A 13,860-nucleotide genomic window follows, 5' to 3' on the forward strand; every position below is an offset into this window, starting at 1 on the left:
AATATAGAACGATGAACCTAATGAACAAAATAAAACCCGCCTGCTAAGGCGGGTTTATGGTTTATTCAAGGTAATTATTATCCTTTTTTATGCAATTCAACATTCATGTGAAGTTTCACTTCATCAGCCACAACTATTCCACCCGCCTCTGTAACTGCGCTCCAGGTAAGCCCGAAGTCCTGGCGGTTGATTTTTCCGTTTAATTCAAATCCAGCAACGGTATTACCATAAAAATCGACCTGGGTGCCTCCAAATTCAACCTGCAATTCAACCGGCTTAGTTGTGCCACGGATGGTCAAGTCACCAGTCACATTAAAAAGATTTCCGGTTTTGCAAACTATCGACTTCGATACAAAAGTTAATTTGGGATGGCCAGCAGCGTCAAAGAAATCTGCTGATTTCAGGTGCCCGTCGCGCTGCTCCTGACCAGTTGTAATGCTGTCGATATCAGCTGAAAAATTAATTTTCGCATCGCTGAAATCTGCCTTTTCTGCTTCCACCGTTCCTTCAAAGCTATTGAACTTACCGGAAACAGTTGATATAACAAGGTGTTTCACCTTGAAAGTGATCTCAGAGTGACTGGGATCTATTTGCCATATTGCCATATTATAAATTTTAAGTAAAGTTAATGTTCCAACATCAAAATACCAAATTAAAATCCGGGTTGCCCCGGAATTTAACAATTTCTATTCGCCCCAGATCTCATCTTCTCCCTTAAGCCATTTCTTTACTAATTGGGTAGTAACAGACTTTGGCCTTTCAATCGGGAAGTTAAGGGCGCGATCCCAAATCAGGCTGGCCATTACACCCAATGCGCGGCTAACAGCAAAAAGAACAGTATAAAATTCATATTCTGTCATGCCATAATGTACAAGCAGGGCGCCGCTATGGGCATCCACATTTGGCCAGGGGTTCTTTATTTTACCCAGGCTTTTCAGGATAGGGGGTACCGTTTCGTATACGTTCCAAACCGTTAAACACAAGGGATCATCCGGCATATGTTTTTTCCCAAATTCCATCTGTGCCGTAAAGCGGGGGTCAGTTTTTCTCAATACAGCATGACCGTAACCCGGAACCACTTTTCCTGCTGATAAGGTTTCCTGGACATATTTCGCAATCTGCTCACTGGTGGGCACATCTGTTCCCAACTGTTCGCGCATTTCATATATCCATTTGATCACTTCCTGGTTGGCCAGTCCATGCAGCGGACCAGCCAGTCCATTCATACCCGCAGCGAAACTAAGGTAAGGGTCACTGAGTGCAGACCCTACAAGGTGGGTCGTATGAGCTGAAACATTACCACCCTCATGGTCGGCATGGATGGTCATATATAAGCGCATTAACTCCTTAAATCCTTCATCTTCATAACCCAGCATATGGGCAAAATTCCCAGCCCAGTCGAGCAGGCCATTCGGCTGTATGTGCTCGTTATTCTTGTATTTGCGCCGATATACATAAGCAGCGATACGTGGAAGCCTTGAAATGAGGTCCATCGCATCATCAAAAGCAAATTCCCAGTAATCCTTCTTATTCATTCCCTTCGCATATTCCTTCGTGAAGTTGCTTTCAGTTTGCAAAGCCATGACCCCAACCACAAACATAGTCATCGGGTGTGTGCTTAAAGGCAGTGCATCTATGGTATTAAAAACATGGGTAGGGACGTGAGAACGGCGTTGCCATTTTGCAGTCATTTCATTCACGTCGTGCTCAGTAGGCAAATCATCAAATAACATCAGGTGAAAAAGGCCCTCAGGCAAAGGCTCGCTTCCGCCTTTAGCTTTTGGCAGGCTAACCTGCAATTCCGGGATAGTATAGCCCCTGAACCTGATACCTTCGTATGCATCGAGCAGGGAAGTTTCTGAAACCAGGCCGGTTATTCCCCGCATACCCTGGTACACCTGTGCGAGCGTAACTTCTCCGATCGTTTTACTGCCATGCTCTTTTAATAATTCCCTGATTTCGGCTGCCGCCGCATCAGCTTTTTCTTTGAATTTTTCTTTGTAAGCTCCCATGAAAAACAATTTATATGTAATCAGCCGTAAGTAGTAGCAAAATGACTATAACCAATAAAATTAGCTATTGTGAATGGTACAACAAATAATATTTGCCTGATGTTTACTTAGGTGCTTTTTTATATAACCAAAATGCAACAAGGACAAAAATGACATTGGGAAGCCATGCTGCCAGTAAGGGAGGGAAATCGCCTTTAGTGGAAAAAACGGTTGAGAATTTATCCATTACAACAAACATTGCTGCTGATACCAGGCCAACTGCCATATGCAATCCGCTACCTCCGCGGGTTTTACGGGCAGCCACAAAAACCCCCATAAGCGTAAGGATAATAACCGAAACCGGTGTTGCAAACCTCCTGTAAAGCTCAACTTTATATGCATTAAGGCCTTCAGTACCCCGCTGTTCTTCCAATTTGATGAACTCATATAGCTCGGGAGTGGTGAATTTGTCCTTCATATATTCATCCCGCCTGAGTTCATTGGGTTTAAGGTTTAGGTCAAGTATCAGGGATTTGTGTTTTTCAACAGTTTCATTAAGGCCATCGATTTTACGCTCTATGGCATTATCGATCCGCCATTTTTTGGTTGCAGTATCCCAGCGGATATAGTCAGAACGCAGGTTATAAAATACTTTATTGCCCTTGATCCTTTCCAGGAAAAATGAAGAAGCAGATTTATTCAGGGTATCATAGTATTTTATGCCCACAAACGTATTCGTATCTACCCTGAAATAAAAATCGCGACTGCCACCCATACCCGCATAATAGGAATTGTTTTTATCAATATACTGGGTTTTGAAATTGCTGTGAATTTCATTGGCCTTAGGAATAATGAATGCATTAGCATAGGCCATAATACTGCCTAATAAAACAGCGCCGGCAAGATATGGCCGCAACATCCTGTTATAAGGTATTCCTGAAGCCAGGATAGCTATAGTTTCAGACCGGCCCGCCATTTTTGAAGTAAAAAATATTACTGCTATATAAACGATCAGCGGGAATATCATGGAAATGATAAAAGGAATAAACCCGAAATAATACTTAGTTATGATGCCCATTAAGGAAAGTCCGGATTTTACAAAATCGTCGGTCTTTTCACTTGTATCTATGACCACCGCAATTACCGTGATGGCAAGGATGGAGAAGATGAAGGTGACCATAAATTTTTTGAAAATGTACCAGTCGAGGATCTTCATTAATGGACGTTTGCGGCGACCAAAGCTAGTTGAATTTTGGTTAAGGAAAATTCAATACAGCAATAGAACCAGGCAAATAAAGTGTTTCATTTGCAAGCGAATCTATTTATATTAGATAAACCTTATTCCTTAAAATGGGGAAATTCCTTTTTTTCCTGGTTTGCTTTGCCCTGAAAGGGCAATTTGCAGCTGCACAAAATTTACCAATTCTACCTTCCAAACAAGATATTGGGTCTACTAATTATACCGGGAAACCGATTATGTTCTGGGGCGTCAGCCAGAATCACTCACCTGGATAATAACTATCAAAACTTTATTAAAATTGGATCTGACAAATAACAGTACAATTTTATTTACTCCTAAAACATCATTTATGAAATTTATCCTTTTTATTGCAATACTGGTTATTACAATGCCCGTTGTACGAGCCCAGAAAAAGGCACCATTACCAGGCCAGACCAATGAAGAACTTGCCCAGTACTACCGCGACCTGGGTCATAAAAGAACCAATACAGGTGGCCTGCTTGCTGTTGGGGGATGTGCTGCAGCTATTGCAGGAATTGTCTTATATGAAAATTCCTTATCTGATGATACTTTGGAAGGCACTGTAAATAATTTCCTTGGAGGATATTTTTTAATGAGTGCGGGCTCTGCTGCTACCATAGTAGGCATTACACTGATCATCCGTGGGGCAGCCTATCAAAAACAAGCCCGTGTGGTACTTGAAAACCAACCCGTTCATGCGTACCGCTTAGGTACACCCTCACGGATGCCGGCAATCGGAGTAAGGATTAACCTGGGGCGATAACGGGTCAAAGCCTGGTTTTTAACACCGGCACCAGTTCGTTTTTCCAGCTATTAAAATCACCGGTAAGGATATGCGCACGTGCTTCTTTAACAAGCCACAAATAGAAAGCCAGGTTGTGTACGCTGGCAATAGTTAAACCAAGTATTTCTTTTGCCTTCACCAGGTGCCTCAGGTAGGCCTTGGTGTAATAATTGCTGAAACCGCAATCAATCCCATTATCAATTGGTGAAAAATCTTTCTCCCATTTTTTATTGTCAATATTCATTATACCCTTGCTGGTAAACAGCATTGCATTCCTGCCATTCCGGGTTGGCATTACACAATCGAACATATCCACACCAAGGCTGATATTTTCCAATATGTTCCAGGGTGTTCCCACACCCATCAGGTAGCGGGGTTTGCTGGCGGGAAGGTTTTCACAACACAAAGCAGTTAATTCATACATCATTTCTTCAGGCTCCCCAACACTCAGCCCACCAATGGCATTGCCCGCCGCGCCTTTATCTGCAATGAATTCGCAGGAAGCTTTCCGTAAGTCTGCATAAGTACTTCCCTGAACAATAGGAAACAGGTTTTGGGTATAGCCATATTTATCGGGCGTTTCTGAAATCCTTCGTATACACCTGTCGAGCCACCTGTGCGTAAGGTCCATCGACTTTTTCGCATAAGTATATTCGCTGGGGTAAGGTGGGCATTCATCAAATGCCATTATGATATCTGCACCGATTACACGCTGTATATCCATTACATTTTCGGGTGTAAAAAGATGCTTTGATCCGTCAATATGCGATTGAAACAACGCCCCTTCTTCTGTCAGTTTCCGGTTGCCGGCCAGTGAAAAAACCTGGTATCCGCCACTATCGGTAAGTATTGGCTTGTTCCAACCCATGAACTGATGCAAGCCCCCCGCTGCTTCAAGAACCTCCTGCCCGGGTCGTAAATACAAATGATAGGTATTCCCCAAAATAACCTGCGCATTTACTTCCTCCCTGAGTTGTTGCTGAGAAACCGCCTTTACGCTACCCACTGTGCCCACAGGCATAAAAATTGGCGTTTGGATTTCACCGTGATCTGTGGTAAGCAGGCCGGCCCTGGCTTTGGAAGCAGTATCATAGCCTTCCAGTTTGAATTGAATTGCAGACATGGCGGCAAAGTTAAGCACCCGGTTTATCCCCACCTGTGAAATCTTTATTCCATATGTATCTTCCAGCTGCCTTATTTTCGCCGTTGGCTGGATAATAACCCTGGCCGAACCCTAGACTTTTATGGATTTACAGCAGATTACCCTGAACTGGAGGTTGATTACATTTGTCGTTTTTTGTGCTATCACCTTAATTCAATTGATTTACTATTGGGGCGTATTCAGCAGGCTTGCTTTTTACAAGCAAAAGCCCCGCGAAGTATCCCAGCAGCACCCTGTTTCTGTAGTTATTTGTGCCCGCGATGAAGCTGCCAACCTAGCCAGGAACCTACCAGGTGTACTGTTTCAGCAATACCCCAGTACACATGAAGTGATAGTGGTGAACCATAATAGCCAGGATGATACACGGTACCTGCTGGAAGAATTTAAAAAGACTTTTAAAGGCCTTGAAATTGTAAACCTCGAACACGAAGCAAAGGGTATCCCCGGTAAAAAATACCCGCTGTCTATGGGTATCCGCGAAGCACACTACGAAATATTGCTGCTAACCGATGCCGATTGCGTTCCGGCATCGGAACACTGGATTTACCAGATGCAGGATGCTTATGAACCCGGAGTTGAAATTGTATTGGGTTATGGTGCATACCAAAAGCGACCCGGATTACTGAACAAACTGATCCGTTTTGAAACATTTCATACAGCAATGCAATACCTGTCTTTTGCTTTAGCAGGATTACCCTATATGGGTGTAGGCCGTAACCTTTCTTATAAAAGGCAATTATTCCTGGAGAATAAGGGCTTTTCTTCCATCAACCATTTGCCAGGAGGAGACGATGATCTATTTATCCATAAAATAGCCACTAAAAATAATACCAGGGTGGTGATTAATCCAGATGCCTTTACCCTTTCAGAAGCCAAGCAAAAATTTGGCGACTGGTTCAGGCAAAAAGGCAGGCACTACAGCACCGGAAAATATTACAGTGGTAAATTCAAATTCTTATTGGGACTTTATTCTATTACCCAGTTCCTCTTTTACCCTTCCTTAGTATTTAGCGCATTATATTTTAACTGGCAACTCAGCCTAAGCGTGTTCATACTTCGTTTTATTACACAAGGGCTGCTTTCCTATAAATGCATGGAGCGGCTCCAGGAAAAAGACCTCTGGCCCTGGTGGTGGTTGCTGGATATCTGGATGTTCTTTTATTATTGCATCTTTGCACCAGCATTATGGAAAAAGCCACGCCAAACCTGGGTTTGATAGAAAAGTATTTTGCAGATTTCACTCCTGAGCAATTGGAACAGTTCGGGGCCCTTGGGCCATTGTATGCCGACTGGAACAGCAAAATAAATGTCATCTCCCGTAAGGATATAAATCAACTGTACAAGAATCACATATTACATTCCTTAGCAATAGCAGCCGCATTCCCTTTCCCTCCGGGCAGTACAGTAATTGATATCGGAACAGGTGGCGGATTTCCAGGTATTCCCCTTGCCATATTTTACCCGGAAATTGAATTCCTGCTGGTGGATAGTATCAATAAGAAACTGACGGTTGTAAAAGAAATTTCAAGGGCCATAGGATTGACCAATGTAACCACCAGGCATACGCGGGTGGAAGATATAAAAGACCAAAAGTTTCATTACGCGGTATCCAGGGCTGTTGCGCCACTGGCGGATCTTTGGCGCTGGAGCCGGCCGTTACTTCTGAAAAGGGCTTCAGAAGGAGAATATACTGCATCCGGCCTCATCTGCCTGAAGGGCGGCGACCTGGCCAGGGAAATTGCCGAAAGTGGGGTTAAGCCCAGGATACTGGAGGTCCATGATCTTTTCCAGGAAGATTATTTTCTTGAGAAATACCTCCTTTACGTTCATCGCTGATTAAGTAGGGGCAGCCCTACCAGAAAGTTGTATTGCAATGGCCTGGTAAAATCTCATCTTTGTTATATGGCGATATCTGTATGTATTGTAGATGATACCAGCGACATCAGGCTGGCCCTTGAGGAGATTATCCGCTTATCGGATGAATTTAAAGTATTAGGAAGCTTTGAAAGCGGGGAAGATGCGCTGATAAAAATACCATTGCTTCAACCGAATGTGGTTTTAATGGATATAAACCTTGGGGGCATGAGTGGCATTGAGTGCGTCCGGCGACTAAAGCCCGCGAACAAAGATATTTTATTCATGATGTGCACTGTTTATGAAGAGGATGAAAAAATATTTGAAGCGCTTAATGCAGGAGCCAATGGTTATATCCTGAAAAAAACATCGCCAGCCAAATTGCTTGAAGCCATAAGAGAATTAAATGAGGGTGGTGCCCCCATGAGTGCGCAAATAGCCAGGAAAGTTGTGGCTGTTTTCCAGCAAAAAACAACTTCACAAGGTGCTGAATTATCGGGCTATACTACCGGTAACCTCAAGACCCTATCTAACCGGGAAATGGAAATCCTGGTATTGCTATCAAAGGGGATGCTTTATAAAGAAATTGCCGCCCAATTATTTATTAGCCAGGAAACAGTACGTAAGCATGTTTACCATATGTACGAAAAACTTCACGTAAATAATCGTATAGAAGCCGTTAATAAATACTTTGGTCGCTAAAATACCCACTTAATGGTATATAAAGCTTGTAATTGGTAGGTATATTTGGGATGTTTTTGGGATGCCCAAATATTGTTAATCATTAACCTTACCAGACTGATTCCGCAGCCCCTAATTTTAAGCCTTGTCATAAAACAGTAAAGCCGCTCCTTAAATGAAACGGCTTTACTGATTTCAGGCTTTACTTACCAGGTAAGAACCAGCGTATTGTCTTTTTTATTGGTATCAGCCATTCTTCCTGTAGGATCTATCTCCACTTTAACTATTTCCTGCAGTTTTCTTTTTGTACTGATTTCATAGGTTAAATGTGTCCATTTCCATGACTCGTAAACCTTCCTGGTCATACTGCTATCTTCAGAAGGCTTTTCGCCAAACATCAGGTACATAGGTACATAGTGCATTTCCTTACTGCCATCCTTAAACGTAAGTTGTACATCAACTGGCATGGGCATTTTACCAGTCCGCTTTAACCGGATATTTGTGCTGCCACCCTGTTCGTATAAACTATCAATACCATAATCAATGGTTTTGGTTGTATTTACCCAATACTCCCTATACCAGTCGAGTTTCATTCCGCTTCTCTTTTCGGCCACCCTGATGAAATCATTTACATTAGGATGTTTGTATCTCCAGGTATTATAATAATCCTGCAATATCATATCACGAACGTCGGCACCGACAATATAGCCCAGTTGTTCAAGGAAGATTTCCCCTTTTGAATAAGCGGCAATACTGTAAGCAAAATTTGATTCAAAATGATCCGCATGAGTGGTCATTGGCTCTTCCCTTCCACTGTTTACCAATGCGAAATAACCGTTGTATGCATCAGCATGGATATTTCCTGCAGGAGAAGATTTATCTCCGTTCAGTGTGGCATAATACCGGCTAACCACACTTTCACCATATGAGGTAAATCCTTCATCCATCCAGGCGTAAAGGCTTTCATTGGTACCCATCAGCATCTGGTACCAGGTATGCATCCATTCATGAAAGGCTGTACCCAGGCTCGGGCTATTGATTAGTGTAGCCATAGGATATTCCATGCCACCATCACCACCATGGATAAACGAATATTGCTTATAAGGGTATTTCCCGAATTTTTTTTCAATGAACGGTAAAACCTGCACTGCAGCATCGGCAACTTTTGTCCAGGCTTCATCATTAGCCGGATCATTCTCTTTGTAATTGTAGAGCACATGAATGGTAGGACCACCGGCTACCTGCCTAACAATATGTTTAAATTCGGGATCAGCGGCCCAGACAAAATCGTGTACTTCAGGAGCAATGAAATGCCAGCTTAGATTATTTCCATCCGGCATTTTGGGTGTTGTTCCAGGGGCTTCATAACCATGCCCGATTGCCTGCGGATTCTGCAGGTATCCGCTTCCCCCAAGGGTATAGTTTTTATCTATAGAAATGGTCACATCAAAATCCCCCCAGACTCCGTAAAATTCACGGGCAACATAAGGTGTGGGATGCCAGCCCTCATAATCATACTCACACAGCTTAGGATACCATTGGCTCATAGAGTAGCGGACCCCTGTCATAGGGTTGTCGCGGCCTGAACGCCTTACCTGTAATGGAACCTGTGCTTCAAAGTCCATTTTGAATACAACTTTACTATGCGGCATTATCGGCCTGGTGAGTTTTACTTCCAGGATTGTCTCCAGCACATTGAATGGTTGAGGCACTCCATTCATCGTAAGGGATTTTATTTTCTGGTAACCAATTTCATCAGGTTTCAGGTTTAGAATACGGTCGCGAACGCGACCATCCCAATCGGCCCTTTTACCTATAATCACTTTACCCAGTTCCCGGCTACGGGTATCCATCATACTGTTAGGCTGAAAAGCGTTCCAGTAAAGGTGGTAAAAGACTTTATACAAAGTATCCGGTGAATTATTGGTGTATTCGAGTTGTTGTTTGCCGGTAAACCTGTTTGTAGTAACATCCATTTTAATATCCATCTTATACTTCACCCGCTGCTGCCACCTATCGGGTTGCGCTGTGCAATTCAAAACCATTCCGCCGAGCAGAAAAAATAACCAGAAAGTCTTACTATTCATATACGTGGGGATTGATAAAATGATGGGTAAATTTCAGGAAAAATGCCGGATGTATAGTGTAAAAAAATACCAGCCGTATAAGCCGGCTGGTATTAGAATTTTATCTGCTATGATTTAACCCTGCCGTTTATTGCAGCTTACCTTCGGTAGCATCTTTTTTCATCTGGTCATTGGCATAAACACCCAGTTCAACCCTTCTGTTCTTTGCCCTGTTTGCTTCACTGTCATTGGGATATTTCGGTTGGGATTCACCGTAACCTTTCTCTGTGATCCTTTTTGGATCTACACCTTTTGAAATAAGGAAGGCAGTTACTGAATGGGCCCTCTTTTCAGATAAGGCCTGGTTATATTCATCTTTCCCCGTATCATCCGTATGCCCCTCAATTAAGATATTAGTATCGGGATATTTATTGAAAACACCGGCAGCACTGGCCAGGTCACCTTCATAGGATGAATTCAATTCAAATGAATTTAACTTAAACAAGAGGCCTGATTCAAATGTCATATTAATACCTTCCCCAACCCGCTGCACCTCTGCTGTTGGAACTGCCTGCTGGAGTTCCTTAGCCTGCTGGTCCATTTTTTTGCCGATCAGGTTACCGGCAGTGCCGCCAATAGCTGCCCCGATTAAAATTCCCCAGATACTGCCATGGGAAACAGCAGCGCCGATCAATGCACCCCCGGTGGCGCCTGCCACTGTTCCTTTCTGCTGCTTGTTCATTGTTTTACAACCAGATATTACGATAGCAATGGCCAATACAGCTATTATTATTTTTTTCATGTTTTTTATTTTGGGTCTTTATTTACAGACTAACGCGGCGAACATATCCTTATTCATATCCTTCCAGCCGAGATCGAGTGCTTTCTTCAGGTCGGTACAGACAAGTTCCTTTTCGGATGCCGTCATTTTAGCCCTAAGTTCCTGAGCATTAGTGGTATGGTATTTATTTTCCATCATTTTCAGCCTGGCTTCACTTCGGGCAATATACATTTCCAAATCAGTTTTACCCAGGGATACCCCTTTGTCATACTGAATGAACGCTTCTTCAAATTTTTTCCTGGCAACAAGCATATCCCCTTTCTGGACATAAAAACCGGGATTGGCTGGATCCAATGCAATGGCTTTTTCCAGGTAATATGCTGCACTATCCGGTTTGCCCAGCTGGCGGTCATACATTGCCGCCATCAATGCATAATTTGAAGCCCTTGCTTTTTTATCCTGGTTTTTTTCGGTGAGTTGTATAATCTTATCCAGGGATGCTTTAGATGCATCATATTGCCCGAGTTTGTTCTGGGCCACACCCATTTGAAAATATGCTGCAAGACTTTTATTCTTTGTTACTTTAAGTGCTTCATTGCTCGCCGTTATGGCTTCTTCATATTTACCCAGGCCATTCAGGGCTTCAGCCAAACCAACTGAAGAAGCCTCTTTTCCGTCTTTGGTTTTACAGCTGCTTTTCATTTTGGTAAAGGTTTCATAAGCCTGCTGGTAATTCCTGGCTTTTAATTCCTCCTTTCCTTTGGCATTCTGGGCCTTACAATCTTTACCCATGGTAAAAGTCTGGCTGGCTAAAGGGAGTGAAATCAGGAGAACACCAATACAAAGACAAACGGTTCTGCCGAACAAAAACTTAGTCATAGTGATAGAATATAACTTGTTTAATAAAGCCATTTACTAATCAAAGCAATTAACCAGTCAAAAAGTAATTGTAATAGGAATGAGGATATTACTAATTTACGCACTTACTTAAGACAATCAATAAATATTTACCGGGGACCTAGAGGGTTAGTTTATCCTTAATAAGCCGGCCATTCTGGCCGAAAGTGAGGTCACGTTTATTAATATCTGATTTTCGTACCAAAAGCCGGTATTCAAAGTGGTCATCAGGATAGATCAGTTGGTAATAGGTTTCAACTTCCCAGTCGGCATATTTACTTTTTTCCAGGCCTTCATTCACTTCTTCAGGCAGGCTGTCTTTTTCAATTGTTCTTTGTGAACCAGCCCAGGTACCGTCATTCTTAAACGTGGCTTCATACTGTTCACCTTTCAATTGGAAATTTACTGTATAATGGGAGAGCTTATCTTTCCATTCCACGCTTTCTGCATTCCGGTACTTATATTTAAATGCATCTGTAACAACAGCAGGGATTTTCCTAACCTGGGCAAAGGATTGTTGCTGAAATGCTCCAAGTACAACCAAGCTTACTAATACAACCAAAGATTTCATAGTCTATTAATTTATTCTTCGCAAATATCTATACCAAGCTGATAAAAAAATCACAAAATCAGGATTCCAGTCCGGCGACAACAATAACAATTTCCCCTTTTACGGTTTTGCTGCTGAAATAATCGGCAACTTCTTTCAGAGTTCCACGCCTGGTTTCCTCAAAAAGCTTGGTGAGCTCACGGCTTACACTGCATAATCTGCCGGCACCAAAATATCCTGCGAATTCTTCCAGCGTTTTCACCAATCGTAAAGGAGATTCATAGAAAACCATAGTTCGTTCTTCAAAGGCAAGTTTTTTCAACAGGGTTTGCCTTCCTTTTTTGGGGGGGATAAATCCTTCAAAGCAAAACCTGTTAATGGGCAAGCCACTATTCACCAGGGCAGGAACAAAAGCCGTTGCACCAGGCAGGCATTCAACCTTGACGCCGTTCCTGATACATTCACGAACCAGAAGGAAAGCCGGATCTGATATACCTGGTGTACCTGCATCCGTTAACACAGCCATTGTTTTGCCGGCCACCAGTTGATCTACCAGGTGTTGCAAAACCTTGTGTTCATTATGCTGATGGTAAGGGGTTAAGGGTTTCTGTATCTGGAAATGATTCAAGAGCCTGGATGAAGTCCTTGTATCTTCTGCCAGGATTACATCAACAGAACGCAGGATATCAAGCCCCCTTAAGGTCATGTCCTGCAAATTTCCAATTGGGGAAGGTACCAGGTACAACATAATGAAGGTGGACAATTCCCTGCAGGAGAGCATATCCACTGCAGGTGTACCATGCCGTTAAATTAGTTGATGTTGATTTCGTACTGCTCCATTACCGGGTTGGCCAACAGTTTTTTTGCGGCTTCTTCCGCAATGGATTTAGCTTCATCAGCAGAAGCTGCTTCAACCTGGAGGGTAATATTTTTACCAATCCGCACATCCTGGATCGCCTGGAGGCCCAGGTTTCCCAAGCCACCCATTACGGCTTTACCCTGGGGATCAAGAAGTTCTTTTAAGGGCATCACTTTTACCTGTACAGAGAAGGTCATTCTTTTCGGTTTTTGAGGGCCAAAGATACAATAATGTAGGCAAGGAAAACGACTGGCATAGCTGCCCATTTCAAAGTTATTGCGGTAATTATGGCAATGGCGAGCAACAATAGCTTGGGCAGGTTATTCTTTATCGTAAAGTCCTTGAACTTCAGGGCCATAATTGGAAGAGTACTCACCATCAGGTAACTAAGCAAGGCTATTACAGCATATAAAAACCATTTATTCAGGAGCAGGTTAACCATTTGTTCACTGCTGGTATGCCAGTAAATTAATGGCAATGAGGCAATAACCAATCCCACGGCGGGGACAGGAACACCTTTAAAACCAAAAGCCTGGCTATCATCAATATTGAACCGGGCCAGGCGGTAGGCTGCGGCGCAGGGAACCAGCACTGCCGGCATTAACCAGAGTACGGAAGTGTCGAGCCCATTTTCTTCACGGGCAAAACTGAGCCTTAGGAACTGGTAAAAGATTAATCCAGGCGCTACTCCAAAACTGACCACATCTGCCAGGGAATCGAGTTCTTTACCCATGGAACTGGTGGCTTTCATAAGACGGGCTACAAATCCGTCAAGAAAATCAACCACTGCTGCAATTGCAATATATAAAGAAGCCAGCCAGATTTTTTCGGGCAGGTCTACCAGGTATTCACCTGCAGCGCCATTACCTGTAGTAATACCATTCTGTAATATAACAACTATGGCCATGAAGCCAAATACGAGGTTAAGGAGGGTAAAGAGATTGGGAATTTGTTTCATTTGTTCGCTCAGGCGT

The 13,860-nt window shown here is 43.0% G+C and carries 15 protein-coding genes; 4 read left to right on the top strand and 11 right to left on the bottom strand.

The window, feature by feature from the left end; all coding sequences use genetic code 11:
* Positions 1–77: 77 nt before the first annotated feature.
* From LAQ65_RS18985 to LAQ65_RS18995, 3 genes are all read right to left on the bottom strand, one after another.
* Positions 78–605, bottom strand: coding sequence for a YceI family protein (locus tag LAQ65_RS18985; RefSeq protein ID WP_224118590.1), 528 nt, complete (start codon positions 603–605; stop codon positions 78–80).
* A gap of 81 nt (positions 606–686) precedes the next feature.
* Positions 687–2,012 (bottom strand): citrate (Si)-synthase, eukaryotic, encoded by a 1,326-nt coding sequence (locus LAQ65_RS18990; RefSeq protein ID WP_224118591.1) that lies wholly within the window; start codon positions 2,010–2,012, stop codon positions 687–689.
* A 103-nt stretch (positions 2,013–2,115) separates the two neighbouring features.
* Positions 2,116–3,207, bottom strand: coding sequence for an LptF/LptG family permease (locus LAQ65_RS18995; protein ID WP_224118592.1), 1,092 nt, complete (start codon positions 3,205–3,207; stop codon positions 2,116–2,118).
* A 373-nt stretch (positions 3,208–3,580) separates the two neighbouring features.
* Between LAQ65_RS18995 and LAQ65_RS19000 the strand changes: the two genes are divergently transcribed.
* Positions 3,581–4,015 (top strand): hypothetical protein, encoded by a 435-nt coding sequence (locus LAQ65_RS19000; RefSeq protein WP_224118593.1) that lies wholly within the window; start codon positions 3,581–3,583, stop codon positions 4,013–4,015.
* A gap of 4 nt (positions 4,016–4,019) precedes the next feature.
* Here LAQ65_RS19000 and tgt read toward each other — a convergent pair whose 3' ends face one another.
* On the bottom strand, positions 4,020–5,159 hold the full coding sequence (tgt, locus tag LAQ65_RS19005; RefSeq protein ID WP_224118594.1) for a tRNA guanosine(34) transglycosylase Tgt: 1,140 nt from the start codon (positions 5,157–5,159) through the stop codon (positions 4,020–4,022).
* A 121-nt stretch (positions 5,160–5,280) separates the two neighbouring features.
* Here tgt and LAQ65_RS19010 point away from each other — a divergent pair, with 121 nt between their 5' ends.
* The 3 genes from LAQ65_RS19010 to LAQ65_RS19020 all read left to right on the top strand — a co-directional run bounded on the left by LAQ65_RS19010 (position 5,281) and on the right by LAQ65_RS19020 (position 7,754).
* Positions 5,281–6,414, top strand: coding sequence for a glycosyltransferase (locus tag LAQ65_RS19010; protein ID WP_224118595.1), 1,134 nt, complete (start codon positions 5,281–5,283; stop codon positions 6,412–6,414).
* Positions 6,384–7,034, top strand: a complete 651-nt coding sequence (rsmG, locus tag LAQ65_RS19015; protein ID WP_224118596.1) for a 16S rRNA (guanine(527)-N(7))-methyltransferase RsmG — start codon at positions 6,384–6,386, stop codon at positions 7,032–7,034. Before LAQ65_RS19010 ends, rsmG begins: the two co-directional genes overlap by 31 nt.
* Before the next feature lie 66 nt (positions 7,035–7,100).
* Positions 7,101–7,754, top strand: a complete 654-nt coding sequence (locus LAQ65_RS19020; protein WP_224118597.1) for a response regulator — start codon at positions 7,101–7,103, stop codon at positions 7,752–7,754.
* A 185-nt stretch (positions 7,755–7,939) separates the two neighbouring features.
* On the opposite strand, the gene LAQ65_RS19025 is transcribed toward LAQ65_RS19020, so the two are convergent.
* From LAQ65_RS19025 to LAQ65_RS19055, 7 genes are all read right to left on the bottom strand, one after another.
* The gene (locus LAQ65_RS19025; protein ID WP_224118598.1) at positions 7,940–9,820 is read right to left on the bottom strand and encodes a M1 family metallopeptidase; all 1,881 of its coding nucleotides are present in this window, start codon (positions 9,818–9,820) and stop codon (positions 7,940–7,942) included.
* A 127-nt stretch (positions 9,821–9,947) separates the two neighbouring features.
* Positions 9,948–10,601, bottom strand: coding sequence for an OmpA family protein (locus LAQ65_RS19030; protein ID WP_224118599.1), 654 nt, complete (start codon positions 10,599–10,601; stop codon positions 9,948–9,950).
* A gap of 18 nt (positions 10,602–10,619) precedes the next feature.
* On the bottom strand, positions 10,620–11,459 hold the full coding sequence (locus tag LAQ65_RS19035) for a tetratricopeptide repeat protein (protein ID WP_224118600.1): 840 nt from the start codon (positions 11,457–11,459) through the stop codon (positions 10,620–10,622).
* A gap of 139 nt (positions 11,460–11,598) precedes the next feature.
* Positions 11,599–12,048, bottom strand: coding sequence for a PepSY-like domain-containing protein (locus tag LAQ65_RS19040; protein WP_224118601.1), 450 nt, complete (start codon positions 12,046–12,048; stop codon positions 11,599–11,601).
* Between the two features lie 58 nt (positions 12,049–12,106).
* On the bottom strand, positions 12,107–12,808 hold the full coding sequence (gene rsmI, locus LAQ65_RS19045) for a 16S rRNA (cytidine(1402)-2'-O)-methyltransferase (protein WP_224118602.1): 702 nt from the start codon (positions 12,806–12,808) through the stop codon (positions 12,107–12,109).
* Positions 12,809–12,837: 29 nt separating this feature from the next.
* Positions 12,838–13,083, bottom strand: a complete 246-nt coding sequence (purS, locus tag LAQ65_RS19050; RefSeq protein WP_224118603.1) for a phosphoribosylformylglycinamidine synthase subunit PurS — start codon at positions 13,081–13,083, stop codon at positions 12,838–12,840.
* Positions 13,080–13,844 carry a CDP-alcohol phosphatidyltransferase family protein gene (locus LAQ65_RS19055; protein ID WP_224118604.1) on the bottom strand — a complete coding sequence of 255 codons (765 nt, stop codon included), beginning with the start codon at positions 13,842–13,844 and terminating at the stop codon, positions 13,080–13,082. The genes purS and LAQ65_RS19055 overlap by 4 nt, the downstream gene beginning before the upstream one ends.
* Between the last annotated feature and the right edge of the window lie 16 nt (positions 13,845–13,860).

It is taken from the genome of Flavihumibacter profundi, from assembly GCF_020076305.1.
GTDB lineage: Bacteria > Bacteroidota > Bacteroidia > Chitinophagales > Chitinophagaceae > Flavihumibacter > Flavihumibacter profundi.